This window comes from Herbidospora sakaeratensis, assembly GCF_001570525.1.
Classification (GTDB): domain Bacteria; phylum Actinomycetota; class Actinomycetes; order Streptosporangiales; family Streptosporangiaceae; genus Herbidospora; species Herbidospora sakaeratensis.
This window is the reverse complement of the sequence record NZ_BBXC01000011.1, coordinates 264,826-281,766: the sequence shown is the minus strand read 5'-3', so window position 1 is coordinate 281,766 and position 16,941 is coordinate 264,826. Positions and strand designations below refer to the sequence as shown.

15 protein-coding genes are annotated in these 16,941 nt (G+C 71.6%); 11 read left to right on the top strand and 4 right to left on the bottom strand.

Translation table 11 applies throughout. The features are described from left to right. Positions 1–19: 19 nt before the first annotated feature. The 4 genes from AW271_RS17330 (at position 20) to AW271_RS17315 (ending at position 6,981) form a co-directional block, all read left to right on the top strand. Positions 20–1,924, top strand: coding sequence for a hypothetical protein (locus AW271_RS17330; RefSeq protein WP_062337971.1), 1,905 nt, complete (start codon positions 20–22; stop codon positions 1,922–1,924). A gap of 85 nt (positions 1,925–2,009) precedes the next feature. Further along, positions 2,010–5,033 carry an ATP-binding protein gene (locus tag AW271_RS17325; RefSeq protein WP_062337969.1) on the top strand — a complete coding sequence of 1,008 codons (3,024 nt, stop codon included), beginning with the start codon at positions 2,010–2,012 and terminating at the stop codon, positions 5,031–5,033. A gap of 9 nt (positions 5,034–5,042) precedes the next feature. After that, positions 5,043–6,284, top strand: coding sequence for a MurT ligase domain-containing protein (locus AW271_RS17320; RefSeq protein ID WP_062337967.1), 1,242 nt, complete (start codon positions 5,043–5,045; stop codon positions 6,282–6,284). Further along, positions 6,274–6,981: a type 1 glutamine amidotransferase gene (locus tag AW271_RS17315; RefSeq protein ID WP_062337965.1), complete on the top strand. Its 708-nt coding sequence runs from the start codon at positions 6,274–6,276 to the stop codon at positions 6,979–6,981. The genes AW271_RS17320 and AW271_RS17315 overlap by 11 nt, the downstream gene beginning before the upstream one ends. Here the strand turns inward: AW271_RS17315 and AW271_RS17310 are convergent. Both AW271_RS17310 and AW271_RS17305 read right to left on the bottom strand, forming a co-directional pair. Next, positions 6,971–8,464: a WD40 repeat domain-containing protein gene (locus AW271_RS17310; RefSeq protein WP_157554265.1), complete on the bottom strand. Its 1,494-nt coding sequence runs from the start codon at positions 8,462–8,464 to the stop codon at positions 6,971–6,973. The genes AW271_RS17315 and AW271_RS17310 overlap by 11 nt on opposite strands. Positions 8,465–8,590: 126 nt before the next feature. Next, a complete protein-coding gene (locus AW271_RS17305; RefSeq protein WP_030451609.1) occupies positions 8,591–8,953 on the bottom strand; it encodes a DsrE family protein in 363 nt (120 codons plus the stop codon). A 34-nt stretch (positions 8,954–8,987) separates the two neighbouring features. Here AW271_RS17305 and AW271_RS17300 point away from each other — a divergent pair, with 34 nt between their 5' ends. The 5 genes from AW271_RS17300 to AW271_RS17280 all read left to right on the top strand — a co-directional run bounded on the left by AW271_RS17300 (position 8,988) and on the right by AW271_RS17280 (position 12,990). Then, on the top strand, positions 8,988–9,470 hold the full coding sequence (locus AW271_RS17300; protein WP_062337961.1) for a heme-binding beta-barrel domain-containing protein: 483 nt from the start codon (positions 8,988–8,990) through the stop codon (positions 9,468–9,470). Positions 9,471–9,481: 11 nt separating this feature from the next. Continuing rightward, complete coding sequence (locus tag AW271_RS17295; protein WP_062337959.1) at positions 9,482–9,772, top strand: DUF2470 domain-containing protein; 291 nt, start codon at positions 9,482–9,484, stop codon at positions 9,770–9,772. A gap of 284 nt (positions 9,773–10,056) precedes the next feature. Continuing rightward, positions 10,057–10,467 (top strand): Fur family transcriptional regulator, encoded by a 411-nt coding sequence (locus tag AW271_RS17290; protein WP_062337957.1) that lies wholly within the window; start codon positions 10,057–10,059, stop codon positions 10,465–10,467. Positions 10,468–10,487: 20 nt separating this feature from the next. Then, the gene (ygfZ, locus tag AW271_RS17285; RefSeq protein WP_062337955.1) at positions 10,488–11,516 is read left to right on the top strand and encodes a CAF17-like 4Fe-4S cluster assembly/insertion protein YgfZ; all 1,029 of its coding nucleotides are present in this window, start codon (positions 10,488–10,490) and stop codon (positions 11,514–11,516) included. Positions 11,517–11,532: 16 nt separating this feature from the next. Beyond that, entirely contained in the window at positions 11,533–12,990 is a 1,458-nt protein-coding gene (locus tag AW271_RS17280) for a M48 family metallopeptidase (protein WP_157554263.1), read from the top strand. A 5-nt stretch (positions 12,991–12,995) separates the two neighbouring features. Here the strand turns inward: AW271_RS17280 and dtd are convergent, their stop codons facing one another. Next, on the bottom strand, positions 12,996–13,421 hold the full coding sequence (dtd, locus tag AW271_RS17275) for a D-aminoacyl-tRNA deacylase (RefSeq protein WP_062337950.1): 426 nt from the start codon (positions 13,419–13,421) through the stop codon (positions 12,996–12,998). Between the two features lie 33 nt (positions 13,422–13,454). On the opposite strand from dtd, the gene AW271_RS17270 reads away from it, so the two are divergent. Then, positions 13,455–14,363 carry an asparaginase gene (locus tag AW271_RS17270; protein WP_062337948.1) on the top strand — a complete coding sequence of 303 codons (909 nt, stop codon included), beginning with the start codon at positions 13,455–13,457 and terminating at the stop codon, positions 14,361–14,363. On the opposite strand, the gene AW271_RS17265 is transcribed toward AW271_RS17270, so the two are convergent. After that, positions 14,350–15,924, bottom strand: coding sequence for a DUF2207 domain-containing protein (locus tag AW271_RS17265; RefSeq protein WP_083976766.1), 1,575 nt, complete (start codon positions 15,922–15,924; stop codon positions 14,350–14,352). The two genes, AW271_RS17270 and AW271_RS17265, sit on opposite strands and share 14 nt — an antisense overlap. A gap of 38 nt (positions 15,925–15,962) precedes the next feature. Here AW271_RS17265 and AW271_RS17260 point away from each other — a divergent pair, with 38 nt between their 5' ends. Continuing rightward, positions 15,963–16,934 carry a magnesium transporter CorA family protein gene (locus AW271_RS17260; protein ID WP_062337946.1) on the top strand — a complete coding sequence of 324 codons (972 nt, stop codon included), beginning with the start codon at positions 15,963–15,965 and terminating at the stop codon, positions 16,932–16,934. The last annotated feature ends 7 nt before the right edge of the window (positions 16,935–16,941 follow it).

Below are 16,941 nucleotides of genomic sequence, written 5' to 3'. Positions count from 1 at the left end.
GGGCGCGACCATGCCGAGGTTGACCGACGCGCACCCCGAGCACGCCGAGCTGCGCGCCGACCGCATCTACCTGGGGTGGCAGTATCTGCTGCTGCACCCCGACCCCGGCCCGCCTCCGAAACGCCCGCCGCGCGCCGACGCCGAGCTGCCGCCCGATCCCGGGCCCGAACTGTTACGCAACGAACGACTACAGGAAGACCTTCTCAACCGTCCGGTCAAGTTGTTCCGCGCCGTGGTGGCCGGGCTCGCCGTGGTGGTCGCCCTCCTCGGGTTCGCCGGGGTGATCGGCTGGCCGTTCGTGGGCATGGGCGTGATCGCCGCCGCCGGGGTCGCCGGGGTCTGCTCGTTCGCGATCCACCAGGGCAACAAGGCGGTCCGGTTCCGCGTACAGGAACGCCTCGCCCAGAGCGAGCGCGACCGCGCCAAGCGCGAACGCGAGCACATCCGGGCCCAGGAGGAGCACGCCGCCCGTTACCGCGACTGGGCCGAGCGCAAGGCGATCTACGACAAGCAGATCAGCTGGTACGCCGTCGCCGTCCCCGACGACATCGATCGCGTCGACGTGGCGGGCGGCACGCTTCCCGGCTGGTCGGCCCTGATCACCCTGATCGGCGCCACCCGCCTCTACAGCGGCGGCCACCTCACCGTGCTCGACCTGTCCGAGGGCGTGATCGCCAAAGACCTGATCCAGCTCGCCAAACGCGGCGGCGACGACCCGCTCGTCTGGGTGCTGCCCTCCGACCTGCCCAAGCTCGACCTCGGGGCGACCCTGAAGCCCGAGGCGTTCGCCGACGTGCTGGCCCACGTGGTCAGCGTCAGCGAGGAGACCAGCCGCGACATCGGGTTCGACAACGCGATCCTCGAACGGGTCCTGGAAGTGCTCGGCGAGACCGCCACGATCAGCCAGGTCACCGCCGCGCTGCGGGCCCTGGCCCAGGTCGGCGACCCCCGTGAAGACCTCAAGTCGGGGCGGCTGACCGCGATCCAGCTCGAACGCATCGGCACCCTCTTCGGCCGGGGCGTGGCCGACCGCGTCGTCATCGAACGCGCCTGGGCGCTGGAGTCGCAGCTGCGCAAGCTGGAGACCCTCGGCTCCGACGCCGTGCGGCTGCCGCCGGCGCGCTTACGCGTGGTCAGCATGGACCGCCAGGCCGGGGTGTTCGGCAACCGGGTGCTCGGCACCTACGTGGCGACCGCGCTGACCCACATCCTGCGGCAGTCGCCGGCCGGCGAACGGCCCTGGTATCACACGATCATCGTGGCCGGGGCCGACAAGTTACGCGGCGACGTCCTCGACCGGCTCATGGACGCCTGCGAGACGTCGCGCACCGGCCTGGTCCTCACCTACCGTTCCCTCACCCCGACCGTCAGGGAGCGGCTCGGCCGGGGCCACGCCGCCGTCGCGTTCATGCGCCTGGGCAACGCCGAAGACGCCCGGGTCGCCAGCGAGCACGTCGGCACCGAGCACCGGCTCGAACTGGCCCAGCTGACCGAGTCGGTCAGTTCCGTGGTGAACGGGGCCGGCGGCAGCTACACGTCGACCGTGGGCGAGGGCCGCGGCGAGATGGAGGCCCGCGCCGAAGGCGACCTGAAAGAGGGCATCACCGAGTCGACCGAATGGGGCCGCAGCGCCGGAAAGGTCCACGAGGGGGTCATGCAGCGGTCGCGGGAGTTCCTGGTCGAGCCCCACCAGCTGCAGCAGCTCCCGACCACCTCGGTGATCGTCACCCACGCCACCGCCGACGGCCGCGAGGTGCGCCTCGCCGACGCCAACCCGGCCATCCTGACCTTCCCGAAGACCACGCTGGAGGAGGTCAGGTCGCTCTCGGCGACCCCGCCCGTGGTGCCGCCGGAAACGGACGAGAAGGCGCCCCCGCCGAACCTCGGCCCGCCGCCGCCCCGTCTCGACTGGCGCAAACCCTGACGCTCAGCAGGGTAAGAGGTTCGTCAACGGGGATGTGTGAGCATGATCGGCAAAGGACCGTGAAAGCCTGGCAGAGAGGGGTCTCATGCAACCGTTCCCCCTGAGCGGGCCGTGGTATCGGATCCAGGCGATCACCGCTCCGTCCCGCACGTCGTCGGCCGAGTGGGACTTCGTGAACGTGCTGCCCGCCGTGTTGTCGGCCGCGCAGCGTGACCGGCCCTTCGTCATCGGCTGGTTGTCCCGGGGTTCCGGGGCGCCGCTCGAACTGATCACCAACGCGGGCCCGCTGACCCCGCCGCGCGCCCCGCGCCGGGCGGCCGTCGCGGCGATCGAGGTGGTGCCGACCGGGCCGCAGCCGCTGCTGTTCCCCGGCGGCGCGCGGGGCGTCGAGATCGGCGACGACTGGCTCGCCGACCTCGCCGATCTGGTGTGGACACCGTGCCCGGGCCGCCAGGCCCCGCCGCTGAACGGGCGGCGCGAGCCGGAGCCCGACGAGCCGAAGCAGCCGACCCTGTTCGAGTCGACGTTGACGACGCTGATGTCGCGCCCGTTCGGCTGGGTCGTCGTCGCCGAGCCGACCGACCTGCTCGACCAGGAGGTCAGCCACCTCCGCACCCAGCTCAACGTGCTGCGCCAGTACGGCGACGCCTCCGAGCGCTCCCGCTACGACGCCGAACGCGCCGAGCGTCGCATGCAGGAGCTCGACGCCTTCCGCGAGGCGGGCCTGTGGAACGTCCGGGTCCTGGCGGGCGCGGCGGGCCCCGAGGAACTGCGCCAGATCGCGCCCGTCCTGGTGGGCTCGGTGGAGATGAGCCACCACCCCTACCGGCTGCGCAGCGCCATGGCGGGCCCGGCCCGGCCGAGCGCCCAGGAGCCCGTCTACAGCTTCACCGAGGCACTGAACGTCAACTTCCAGGATCCGACCGACAGCGCCGCCGCCCCCTTCGCCGCCACCGCCGGCGCGCTCGCGGCCCTGGCCGGGCTCCCGAGGCGCGAGGTCCCGGGTGTACGCGTCCTCGACACCGGCTTCTTCGACGTCACCAGCGAGGCCGACTCGACCGGCGGCGACATGCTCGACCTGGGCGCCATCGTCGACGGACAGGATCGGGCGGTCGGCACGTTCCGCGTCCCGCTGGCGACCCTGAACCGGCACGCCTTCGTCACCGGCGCGACCGGCTCGGGCAAGTCCCAGACCGTCCGCCACCTGCTCGAACAGCTCACCAGGGCGGGCATCCCGTGGCTGGCCATCGAACCGGCCAAGTCCGAGTACGCCGCCATGGCCGGCCGGCTCGAAGGCCAGGCCCCGCTGACCGTGATCAACCCGTCGGCGCCCGACGCGGTGCCGTTCAGCGTCAACCCGCTGGCCCCCGAGCCCGGCTACCCCGTCCAGGCCCACATCGACATGGTCCGGGCCCTGTTCATGGCCGCCTTCGACGCCGAGGAGCCGTTCCCGCAGATCATGTCCCTGGCCCTCCAGCGGGTCTACGAGGCCAACGGCTGGGACGTCGTCACCGGCGGCGGCATCCCCGGCGCGGCGGTCCAGCCCCAGGTGCCGACCCTCGAACAACTCCAGCAGCACGCCCTGGAGGTCATCGAGGAGATCGGTTACGGCAACGAGGTGCAGGCCGACGTCGAGGGCTTCATCTCGTTGCGTCTGCGGTCGCTCCGGGTCGGCTCGGCCGGGCGGTTCTTCGAGGGCGGCCACCCCGCCGACATCGGCGGCCTGCTCCAGCGCAACGTGGTGCTCGCGATCGAGGACGTCGCCAACGACGAGGACAAGGCGTTCCTCATGGGCACCCTGATCATCCGCATCGTCGAGCACCTGCGCATGCGGGCCCGCCAGCAGAAGTCGCCCGGGCTCCAGCACGTCATCGTGATCGAGGAGGCCCACCGGCTGCTGCGCGACCGGGGCGCCCAGCGGGCCTCCACCCACGCGGTCGAGCTGCTCGCGGGCATGCTGGCCGAGATCCGCGCCTACGGCGAGGGCATCGTGGTGGCCGAGCAGATCCCCACCAAGCTGGTCTCCGACGTCGTCAAGAACACCGCGCTCAAGGTGGTGCACCGGCTGCCGGCCGAAGACGACCGGTTCCTGGTCGGGGCGGCGATGAACCTGTCGGAGGAGCAGTCGCGTCAGGTGGTCTCGCTCCAGCCCGGGTTCGCGGCGGTCTTCGCCGACGGCATGGACCGGCCGCTGCGGATCCAGGTGCCGCTGGGGGAGGACCGCGAGCACGTGCTCCAGTCACCGGCCCCGCCTATCAAGGGGCGCCGGTCGGCCGCCTGCGGGCGCGAGTGCCGTACCGGAAAAGCCTGCACGCTCTTCGAGGTCCGCGAAGCGGACCTGCTCGCCGTCGCGCCCGAGTGGGCGTGGCTGCGGATCTGGACCGACACGGTCATCCTGTCGTTCGTCGCCAACCGGTCGCTGCCGGGGGTGCCGCGCATCCTGGCCGACATCTGGGCCGAGCTGCCGCCGCGCCGCCGCGAGTGCCTGCTGGCCACGCTCGTGGAGCGCAGCGTCGCCCGCCGCGCCTGGTCGCTGCGCACCTGGTTCGACCCGACCCTGCTGACCGAGAAGGCCGCCGAGATCGCGGCCGGGCTGCTGGCCGGCTCGCCCGCCGGCGACAAGCCCGGCCCGGCCTGGGTGATCCCGCAGATCCGCTGGCTGCACGAGGTCGACCGGCTGTTCCCCTACGGCCACCCCGCGCCCAACCTGCGCAGCCCGGCCCCGGCGATGGAATACGCCCTGTTCGGCACGGACCCCTCCGGCCGCCCCTACCTGCACGCCGGCGTCAACGGCGGCGGCGTCGCCGTCGAGACCCGGACCGAACTGCTGGGCCACCGGGCCAAGGCGCTGCGCCACCATCCGCTGTCGATGGAGGTCGACCGCAACCGCCCGCTGGCCTGGCGGGTGATCCTGGGCGACGACGAGCACGAGGGCATCCAGCGCGACATCGCCACCGTCGCGGTGGGCGTCGAACCTCGTGAACGTATCCGGCATGTCGCCCACACCATGGGGGCGGCCTGGTTGGAGACGGTGCTCTCCTGGCCGCGCCGGTTCGTTCTCCCGTTCGACGGCGACGCCCCTGCCGAGCTGTCCTTCACCGACCCTTAGGATCACTGCATGAGTCAGTTGCCGTTGCGCGCCCAGCTCGCCAGCGCGCTCGGACGAACCGCCGCGACACTCTCCCGGGCGACCGGGCGCGGCGACGGGTCCGTGATCGGCGGGCGGGTGGGCCTGCTGCTGGAGCCCGACCTCCTGCGCAAACTCGCCCACGAGAAGAAGCTCGCACTGGTCAGCGCCACCAACGGCAAGACCACCACCACCCGCCTGATCGCCTCGGCGCTCCAGGAGCTCGGAGAGGTGGCCACCAACGCGTTCGGCGCCAACATGCCCGCCGGCCACGTCTCGGCCCTCTCGTCCAACAAGGCCGCCCCCTACGGCGTGCTCGAGGTCGACGAGAAATACCTCCCCGAGGTGCTGGGCACCACCGAGGCCGGGGTGGTCGTGCTGATGAACCTCAGCCGCGACCAGATGGACCGGGCGGCCGAGATCTGGCTGCTGGCCCAGAAGTGGCGGCGCGCGCTGGCCGGCAAGCCCGCCCACGTGATCGCCAACTGCGACGACCCGCTGGTCACCTGGGGCGCCTCTACGGCCGCCCGGGTGACCTGGGTGGCCGGCGGCCAGCGCTGGCACGAGGACTCGTGGTGCTGCCCCGAGTGCGGCGGCCCGCTCGACCGCGCCGAGGGCATCGTCAACGCCGACTGGGCCTGCCGCGAGTGCACCTTCAGCCGTCCCGAGCCCGACTGGATCCTCGACGGCGAAGACGCGGTCGACCCCCACGGCCGGCGCTGGCGGCTCGACCTCCAGCTCCCCGGCACCGCCAACCGCTCCAACGCCGTCATCGCGCTGGCCACCGCCGCCGCGTTCGGCCTCGACCCGCAACGTGCGCTGCCGAGGCTGCGCGAGGTCAAGTCGGTCGCCGGCCGCTACACCACGGTCGAGCGCGACGGCCGCGTGATGAAGCTGCTGCTGGCCAAGAACCCGGCCGGCTGGCTCGAAGCCTTCGACGTCACCCGCCCCGACCGCCCGATCGTGTTGTCGGTCAACGCGCAGGGCCCCGACGGCCGCGACACCTCGTGGTTGTGGGACGTCGACTACCGCATCCTGACGGGCCGCCACGTCTACGTGACCGGCGAGCGCCGCCTCGACCTGGCCCTGCGGCTCGACGTCGCCGGCGTCGGCTTCACCCTGGTCGACACCTTCGGCCAGGCGGTGACCGCGCTCCCGCCGGGCGACATCGACGTCATCGCCAACTACACCGCGTTCCAGTCGATCCGGACGGAGTTCGGCCGTGCAGTCTAGCCTCCGCATCGTCTGGATCTACCCCGACCTGCTGTCGACCTACGGCGACCAGGGCAACGTGCTCGTGCTCGAACAGCGCGCCCGCCGCCGGGGCATCCCGGTCGAGGTCGTTCATGTACGTTCCTCCGACCCGGTCCCCGAGCAGGGCGACATCTACCTGATCGGCGGCGGCGAAGACCGGCCCCAGATCCTCGGGGCCGAGCGCCTGCGGCGTGACGGCGGCCTCCACCGGGCCATCCAGCGGGGCGCGTCGCTGCTGGCGGTGTGCGCCGGCTACCAGATCATGGGCTCGGTCTTCGGCGGTGAGGAGGGCCAGCCGGTGCCCGGCATCGGCCTGCTCGACATCTCCTCGGGCCGCGGCGAGCGCCGCTCCGTGGGCGAACTGGCCGCCGAGGTCGACCCGTCGCTGGGCCTGCCGACGCTGACCGGCTTCGAGAACCACATGGGCGTGACCCGGCTCGGCCCGGGGGTCACCCCGCTGTCGCGCACCCTCGTCGGCACCGGCAACGGCGACGGCACCGAGGGCTGCTTCGCCGGCAAGATCATCGGCACCTACCTCCACGGCCCCGCCCTCGCCCGCAACCCGGCCCTGGCCGACCTGCTGCTCCGCTGGGCCGCCGGCCCGCTGCCCGCGATCGACGACAGCTGGTACGAACGCCTCCGGAACGAACGCCTGGGCGCGGTGCTCAAGCCGTAGGGCCGAGGTCGAACTTCCAGACGTAGCCGTCCCAGGTCCCGGCGAACAGGTAGGTCCGGCCCTGATGGGTCGCGACCTCGAAGCCCTCGGGGCCTGAGGTCGGGCCCTCGGCCGGGGGGCCGACCTGCTTCGAGGTGGTCAGGTCCCATTCGCGCAGCGTGCCGTCGTCGGCGCCGGAGAACCCGATCGTGGTGCCCTCGACGACGGCCAGCGCGACGCACTTGACCGGGTTCGGCAGCCGGTCGCCGAGCAGGTGGCCGATGGGCTGCCGCTCCGAGAGGTCCCAGAGCCGCGAGGTGCCGTCTTCGCTCGCCGACAGGGCGACGGCCCGGTTGTCGGCGTGGCCCATGGTGAGGTTCCAGATCGTGCCGTCATGGCCGCCGATCGGCACGCCCGTCGGGTCGGGCTCGGTCAGATCCCACCTGCGGACCAGCCGGTCGTCGCCGCCCGACAGGGCGGTGAGCTTCCCGTCGACCTCGCCCACGGCGATGGCCTTGGGCGACATGGCCAGCGGTTGCCCGACCACCTCGCCGGCGGGGTTCGCCGCGGCGAGGTCCCAGCGGCGGACGGTCAGGTCGTCGCCCGCCGTGAACGCGCAGGGCCGGCCGTCGAGCGTCGCGACGGCCAGCGCGTTGATGCCGCCCGACTCCTTCCCGGTGTTCAGCACCCGGCCCTGCCCCGAAGCGAGATCCCACATCCGGACGGTCCCGTCGGCGGCCCCGGTCACCCCGGTGGCCCGGCCCTCCACGTTGGTGATCTTCGCCGCGAACACGGCCCGGTCGTGCCCGGTGAGCACCCCGCCGATCCGCTCGCCGCTGCCGAAGTCCCGCAGGTGCACCGTTCCGTTCTGACAGCCGTAGAGGATGACCGGCCGCCCGCCGAGCAGTCCGTGCGCGACCGACCAGACGGCGCCGTTCCCGCCGGACAGCGGCCCGCCGAACATCACGCCGGTCCTGGGCCCGGGTTCGCCGCTCAGCAGACGAGGGGCCACCACGGCGGCGGCGGCCACGACGGCGACCGAGGAGAGCGAGATGAGCACGGCCCGCCGGGACCGCAGAACACCCCCGAGCCGCTTCCGCGCGGGCCCAGGCTCGTCCGCGACCACGCCGGAGATGCCCGTGTCCGGGTGACTCGATCGTTCGCCGAGCGGCGTGGGGCCGCCCATGCCCGGGTGGCCCGGTCGTTCACCTGCGGTCGGCGCGAGGCCGCCCGAGTCCGGATGGCCCGATCGGCCTTCCTCGGCTGGTGCGGGGATGCCCATGCCGGAAATTTCGTGATCCGGGCGGCCTGGAGGAGTGGTCGTGGCGGCGTCGGCGGTGAGCCACAGGCGGTGGAATTCCGCGGTGTCGCCGTTCAACGACTCCACGATCAGTTCCAGGGCGCCCCAGCGGGGGAGGCGTTCGCACAGAATGACCGTGCGGGCCGACGTGTGGCTCATTCCCGTCTGTTTGGCGAGTTCGCGGTAGCTCGGTCTGCCCGCCACGCGATATCGCTCCTGGAGGCGTAACCGCAATTCGGCCAGTGGGTCGCCGGATGTCATTATTCGTCCCGTCCCAAAATAAGGGGACCTGCCGCACTCAGGCCGAAGCCTAATGACACCCGTGCCGCGTTAGTAGACCAGCGCCTGAACGCCTTCCTGGGTGATCTCCTCGACGAAAGTCGGCGCCCCGGCGATGCGGATTCCGTCGATCACGTCGTCGAGGGTGATGCCGCGCCGGGCCGCGCACTGGGTGCACAACGTCACCCGGCCGCCGGCCAGCACGGCGGCCAGCAGGTCTTCGAGGGGGGCCGCCTCGGCCAGCTTGAACTCCTCGGCCCGGCCGGGCAGGGCGAACCACGACGACTCGCCGGTCAGCCACAGCGACACCCCGACCCCGCTGACGATCGCCGCCCCGGCGACGTTGAAGGCCTGGTTGCACCGCTCGGGGGCGTCGCTGCCCGCGGTCACTTTGATCACCAGTTGGCGTGCCATGCCCGCAGCCTAAACCCGCACTAGCCTTGTCGGCATGGACGTACATCCCGATCTCGAGCCGATCGCCTTCCTGCTGGGCCACTGGGAGGGCGCCGGGGTCATCGGCTACCCGACGATGGAGAGCGCCAACTTCGGCCAGGAGATCATCTTCGAGCACAACGGCAAGCCGTTCCTCAGCTACCGCAGCCGCACCTGGCTGCTCGACCAGCAGGGCGAGAAGGTGCGCCCCCTCGCCAGCGAGTCGGGTTACTGGCGGGTCCAGCCCGAGCGCCAGATCGAGGTCATGCTGGCCCACCCGACGGGCATCATCGAGATCTACGTCGGCGAGGTCGTCTTCCACAAGATCGAGCTGATCACCGACGTCGTGGCCCGCACCGTCACCTCGAAGGACTACTCGGCCGGCAAGCGCCTCTACGGCCTGGTCAACGGCAATCTCATGTACGCCTACGAGATGGCCGCCGTGGGCCTCCCGCTGCAGGACCACGCCTCGGCCGAGCTCAAGAAGGTCGCCGACTAGGATCGGGCGCCATGAGCACCCCGCTGACCGAAGAAGCGGTCGAAGCGATCAAGAAGCACATGAACGACGACCACGCGGCCGACGCGCTGCTGATCGTGCGGGCCCTCGGCGGCAAGCCCGACGCCACGTCGGCCCGCACGACCGGGGTCGACGCCGAGGCCATCCACTTCGAGGCCGACGGCGAGCCGGTCACGGTGAAGTGGGCCGCGCCCATCGTGGAGCGAGCGCAGGTGCGCAAAGAGGTCGTCGTGCTCTATCGGCAGGCGTGCGAGATCCTGGGCGTGGAAGCACGCGGGCATTGAGAAACCCCGGGCGCGTTCCGCTCGGTTGAGCGGGCCGGCTGGACCAATGGGAGAAGGCTTGCGCCCTGCACCCGCCGGCTGCCCGGGGTTCCGGTGTCTGCCTGGATCTGCGCTCTGACGCGCCGACCCGGAGCTGGTCCGGATCGGGTTGTCCTAGCGGACAGCCACCTCGCTAGCCCAATCATGACTAATCATTATTCGGACCACCTCCTTTCTGCGTGCTTCGTACGCTAGGCGCTCTTCTCCGGGGCGGGCAAGTCAATATCGGGCCGTAGGATTTCGTCATGACCGACACCTGGCACGACGAGCTCCGGGCCCGCGGCTACCGGGTCACTCCGCAGCGCCAGCTCGTCCTCGAGGCGGTCAGCGAGCTCACCCACGCCACTCCTGAGGAGATCTGCGCCAAGGTCCAGGAGACCGCGCGCGGGGTGAACATCTCGACCGTCTACCGCACCCTCGAACTGCTCGAAGAGCTCGGCCTGGTCACCCACACCCATCTCGGCCACGGCGCCCCGACCTACCATCTGGCCGCCGACGCCGACCACGTCCACCTGGTCTGCCGGGGCTGCGGGCAGATCATCGAGGCGCCTCCCGAGCTGGTCGGCGACATGGTGGCCCGGCTCGACGGCGACCTGGGCTTCCAGACCGACGTCCACCATCTGACGATCTTCGGGCGGTGCCGCGACTGCCGCTGAGCGGGCATAGCCTGAGAGGTATGCGCAGCCCTTTGCTCGACGTGCCCGGAGCCGTTCCAGGCGCGTCGCCCGACGACACCGTCGCGGCCCACTACGGCGACCCCTACGCCGAACAGCGCGCCCTGGCGGCCGGCCGGGCCGTGGTCGACCGGAGCAACCGTCCCGTGATCACCGTCTCGGGGCCCGACCGGTTGAGCTGGCTCAACAGCCTGAGCTCCCAGAAACTCGACGACCTGGCCCCCGGGGTGTGGACGCAGACGCTGTTCCTCGACCCGCAGGGGCGGCTCGAACACCACCTCCACCTGCGCGACGACGGCGAGACCACCTGGATCCACGTCGAACCGGGCACGGCCGAAGGGCTGGTGACCTGGCTCGAGAAGATGCGCTTCATGCTCCGCGTCGAGATCGCCGACGTGTCGGCCGACTGGGCGGTGGTCTCGGGCCTCCCCGGAGACGACCGGCTGATCCCACGCTCCGAGCTCGCCGGGCAGGGGCCGCTGGCGGGCCTCTGGGCCTATGAGGCGCTGCGCATCGAGGCCCACATCCCCCGCTACGGCTTCGACACCGACCACAAGTCGATCCCTCATGAGCTGGGGCTGATCGACACGGCCGTCCACCTGAAGAAGGGCTGCTACCGGGGTCAGGAGACGGTCGCCCGCGTCCACAACCTGGGCCACCCGCCCCGCAGGCTGGTCTTCCTCCACCTCGACGGCAGCGTCGACGAGCTGCCGCCCCACGGCACCCCGGTGACGCTCGGCGTGAGCACCCCGCTGGAGGCCGACCCCGAGGCGGCCGTCGAGGGCTCGGCGACCCCGGGCCAGATCGGCTTCGTGGGCTCCTCGGCCCGCCACCACGAGCTCGGCCCGATCGCCCTCGCGGTGGTCAAGCGCACCGTCCCGGTCGACATCGACCTGGTGGCCGGCCACGTGGCGGCCACGCAGGAGGTGATCGTCCCGCAGGACGCCGGCCGCAACGTCCAGGTCGACCCCGAACTGCGCAAGCAGGCCGCGATGATGGCCCGTGACCGGAAGCGCCCCAATCTGATGTAGGCACTAGCCTGCTCGCGTGGGACGCGCGCTGGTGTCGATCGTGATGTTGTGCGGCCTGGTGGGCGTGGCGGCCGCGCAGCTCACCGGGTTCGTCGTGCTGTTACGGGCGATCCCCCCGGGAGGGGTCTCGCCCGTCGGCTTCGTGACGCTCGTCCTGGTCATGTTCGGCTGGGCCGGCTGCCTGGTGTGGGCGCTGGGGCGCGGGTCGTGGCGGGCACTGCGGTGGCGGGAAGACCGGTCGACCGGCCCGGCCCTCGACGCCGATCAGGCTCCGGGCCTGTGGGAGCTGGTGCGGGAGGTGGCCGCGGAGGCCGGCACCCGCCCGCCCCACGAGATCCGGCTCATGCCGGAGATCAATTTCCGGTACGCCCACACCTTCCTGCGGGGTCACCGCGTCCTGTACGTCGGTCTGCCGCTGCTCCAGACGATGACGGTCGGCCAGGCCCGGTTCGGGCTGGCTCACTTCATGGCGCACTTCGCCGCCGGGCACACCCGGTGGGCGGGGTTCGCCATCCGATCCAGCACGGCCGTCGTCACCACCGCCGAGGCCCTCCGCCCCACCAACCCGGCCGCGTGGGCGTTCCGCGGGTACAGATGGTTGTGCTGGCTGATCGACAACGCCGTCTGCCGCCGCTGGGAGTTCCGCGCCGACGCCGTCGCCGTGCGGGTGGCCGGGTCGGCCGACGCGGTCGGCGCGATGCACGAGATCTGGGCGGTCATCCACGCCTGGGAGTTCTTCTACGACTTCCATGTGCTGCCGGGCGTGGAGGCGGGGTATCTGCCCGACGACGTGTACGGCGGCTTCGCCGAATTCGTGGCCGCGCGCAAGGACGAGCTCGACGCCCTGCGGGCCAAGCCGCTCCCGGCCAACAAGTCACGCTGGGATCCCTATCCGTCGTCGGCCACCCGCGCCGCGCGCTTTCCCGAGTCCTTCGCCGTGTCGGACGGACGGCCCGCCACGTCGCTGATCCTCGACTTGGCCGCCGCCCAGGCGGCGTTGCGAGCCACCGAACTGGAGGGCACCCGGGCGGCATTGCGGGCCCTCGGCAGGGAGCTCGAAGAGGGCACGGTCCTGGACTGGCCCGAGTTCACCCACGCGGCCACCACCGCGCAGCTCCAGCGCGAGACCGATGGCATGCTGCACACCATGGGGATCACCGGGCCGGGGTTGCCCCAGGTGCTGCGGATGCTGGAAGACGGCCGCCTCGACGAGGTCGCGCGGCCGCTGTTCCCGGAGGCCGCCCCCGAGGACCTGCCGGAACTCTTCCTGACCCCGCTGGAGATGCTGATGAACCTGGCCGCCGTCCGCGCGGGCCAGGCCACGTTCCGGCATTCGTGGAGCGAACCGGCCGAACTGGTCACCTCTGACGGCAGCCCCCTCGACCTGACCAAGGTTGCCGAACAAGCGATCACCGATCCGCGCGGGGCGACCGCCGAACTGGCCGCGCTCGGCATCGGGATCTGGCGGGCCTGACCAGGTCAGACGTCGATGACCAGGGTGATCGGGCCATCGTTGATCAGGGCGACCTTCATGTCGGCCCCGAAGCGGCCCGTCTCCACCCGGGCGCCCAGCTTGCGGAGCTCCTCCTGCACCGCGATGACCAGCGGCTCGGCCACCGGGCCCGGGGCCGCGGCCTGCCAGGTCGGGCGGCGGCCCTTCTTCGTGTCGGCGTAGAGGGTGAACTGGCTGATCACCAGGAGCGGCGCCCCGATGTCGGAGCAGGACTTCTCGCCGTCGAGGATGCGCAGACCCCACAGTTTCGCGGCCAGTTTGGCGGCCTCGGCCGGGCCGTCGGTGTGGGTCACCCCCACCAGGACCATCAGGCCGGGCTCGTCGATCGCCCCGACCACGGTCCCGTCGACCGTCACCGAGGCCTGGCTCACTCGTTGCACCACCGCGCGCATGGCGGGATTCTGCCATGCCCTACAGTCGACGGCATGTCCGAATTGCTGGTCGAGGTGGTTCGCTCCGGGTTCGTGGAGTCGGTCCACCGCGCCCGGGTCGTCGCCGTCGACGCCGAGGGTTCCCCCGTCCTGGTCCATGGCGACGTACAGGCGCCCGCCTCGCCCCGATCCTCGATGAAGCCGCTGCAGGCGGCCGGCATGCTGCACGCCGGGCTCGACCTCGACGGCGAGCTGCTGGCGCTGGCCTGCGGGAGCCACGCGGGGGAGCCGATCCACGTCGAGGGCGCGCGCCGGATCCTGCGGGAGGCGGGGGTCGACGAGAGCGCCCTGCGGTGCCCGGAGGACTACCCCGACGACCGGTCGTCGCTCGACTTCGGCCGTGTCTACATGAACTGCTCCGGCAAGCACTCGGCGATGCTGGCCACCTGCGCGGTCAACGACTGGCCGACCGAGGGCTACCTCGACCCGACCCACCCGCTGCAGAAGTCGATCCGCACCACCGTCGAGGAGCTCACCTCCGAGCGCATCGCCGCCACCGGCGTCGACGGGTGCGGCGCGCCACTGTTCTACGTGTCGATGGTCGGGGTCGTACGCGCCTTCCGGCGGATCGTCACCGCCCCCGAGGGCTCCAAGGAGCGCCGGATCGCCGACGCCATGCGCGCCCACCCCGAATACACCAGCGGCGCCACGCGGCCCGAGGCGGTGCTGATGAGGAGCGTCCCGGGGCTGATGCTGAAGGCGGGCGCGGAGGCGTTCGACGCGTTCGCGCTGGCCGACGGGCGGGCCGCCGCCGTCAAGATCGTCGACGGCGGCCAGCGGGCCAGGGTCGCGGTCACCGCGTACGCCCTGAAGGCGCTGGGCGAGGACGTGCCCGGCGACCTGGTGCCGCCGATCAAGGGCGGCGGCCGGCCCGTGGGCGAGCTGCGGGTCAGAACGATCTGAACTGGCGGGCCGCCGAGATCGCGCCCGACGTGGTCATCACGAACGTGCGCATCGAGTCGGCGAACTTCGACAGGTCCCACTCGGCCGGCCCGTGGTACCAGTACAGGTTGTCGCCGTCGGTCGTGATCGTCGACACCGTCCTGGCCCACCGGTCGACGCTGTCGAAGATCACGGCGTACGGCAGGTAGCGGGAGAACAGCTCGATCCGCTGCGACTCCGGCACGCCGTTCACGTCGCCCGAGATGAGGAACTGGCGGAAGCCCAGCGTGTGGGCGAGCGCCGCGGCGCCCTTGGCGGTCTTGGCCGGCATGTACTGCCCGCCGACCGTCAGGGCCGCCCCCGCGATGATCACCGCCAGCCCGGCCAGGCCGAAGGTGGTCTGCCAGGCCAGCACGACCGTCCCGGCCAGCCCCGCGACGGTCAGCAGCACGCCGAGGACGGTCCAGCGCGACCGCACCGAGTCGGGCCGCCGGGCGAACCAGCCCTGCTTGACGACGTCGCGGTAGAGGGCGTCGCGGACCCGGGCCAGGCCGGCCGAGAAGCCGCCGTGGAGCTGCGACAGCAGGATGTCGTCGCGGAGGTCGAACATGGCGTCGTACAGGGCGCGTTCGTAGGGGAGCAGGGCCTGCACGGGGGCCTTGGGCAGCTTCACCAGGAGCCAGTCGGGGGCGTCGTACGCCCCGCGCGGTTGTTCGTCGATGCGCAGGTAGCCGCGGACCGCCAGGTCGACGATGGTCGCCGTCACGTCGATCACGTCGGCCTGTTCGTCGATCAGGGTGCCGATCTGGCCGGGACGCACCCCGTCGGGCGGGGCGAAGCGGCCGTCTTCGAGGGGGGCGTACAGGCCCGATTCCGACTCGACCACCCGGGCGTCGCGGCCGCGTGAGCGGTAGAGGCCGTAGAGGCCGCCGAGCAGCAGCACCAGCAGGACGACCAGCGAGCCGCCGGTCCACACGTCGACGGTGAAGGCGGCGGCCAGGTCGAAGCGGCGCTCCAGGATCGGCTGGGCGCCGGTCGACCCGGCGGGGTAGGCGACCACGACGGTGAGCTGCTCGCCCTCGGCCAGGCCGGTCTGCTCGAAGGCGGCGTTCTCGGCCGACTCGTCCATGCTCGCGGCGGTGCAGCCGAGCGCCGAGGCGGCCGGTCCGGCGAAGCAGGCGAGGCTCTGGATCTGGCCGGGGCCGCGCACCGACACCGTCACGGCGTCGAGCGGCCCGCCGGCCGGGAACCAGCGCAGCTCCTCGGTCCCGTCGGGCAGCGGGGTGACCGCGCCGGCGACGTCGTACTCGACGGTCCCGGCGGCCGGGACGGTCAGCGTCTCGCCGTCGAGGGTCGCGCCCTTGACGTTGGTGATGCGGTAGACCCGGTCGGAGCCGTCGTCATAACGGGTCCGGGTGGTCACGGTACGGCTCAGCGGCCCGTCGGCCCTCTCGACCACGTGCAGCACCCCGTCGGGACGCAGCTGCATGGTCACCTCGCTCGTCCCGGCGGCGTGGGCCGGAGCGGCGAACAGGACGAGCAACACGAGGGCCAGCCCTAACGGGCGTGCCAGAGATGTCATGACCCGTCACGATAGTGCCATCGGAGTACGCTGAGCCGATGGCGCGCACCCGGCTCTACCGCAAGGGGAAGCTCGAATCCGAGGGCTTCCCCATCGCCGACGTCTCCGACCACCTGGGCGAGCCCGACGCGGTGGTCTGGTTCGACCTGTGCACGCCGACCCGCGCCGACCTCGACGCGATCAGCGAGGAGCTGGGCCTCCACCCGCTGGCCATCGAAGACGCCCTGCACGCCAGCCAGCGCCCCAAGCTCGACGTCTACGACACCCACATGTTCCTGAACGTCTACGCCACCCACTTCGACGGCGACACCGGCCGCCTGGAGTCGGTCGAGGCGTCGGCGTTCGTCACCGAGCGGGCCCTGGTCACCGTGCGGACCAGCGAGTCGTTCTCGATCGACCAGGTGCAGCGCCGGTGGGACGCCGGCGGCGCGCCCTCCGAACACGGGGTGGCGTTCCTGCTCCACGGCCTGCTCGACTACGTCGTCGACACCCACTTCGAGGTCGTCGAGGCCATGGACGACCAGATCGAGAAGCTGGAGGAGGGTCTGTTCAACGAGACCCTGCCGGGCCCCGACGAGCAGCGCCGCACCTTCGAGCTGCGCAAGAGCCTGGTCAACCTGCGGCGGGTGGTCGCCCCGATGCGGGAACTCGTCAACACCCTGTTCCGCCGCAACGACATCATCCGCGACAGCTCGCTGGCGCCCTACTTCCAGGACGTCTACGACCACGCCGTACGCGCCGCCGAATGGACCGACTCCCTGCGCGACCTGGTGGGCAACATCCGCGAGGCCCACATGACGATGGCCAACAACAAGATGAACCTGATCATGAAGCGGGTGACCAGCTGGGCCGCGATCATCGCCGTGCCCACCATGATCACCGGCTTCTACGGCCAGAACGTGCCCTATCCGGGCTCGGGCCAGCCGTGGGGGTTCTGGACGTCGACGGGGTTGTGGGTGGTCGCCGCCGTCATCCTCTACACGCAGTTCAAGAAACGCGACTGGCTCTGATCACGGG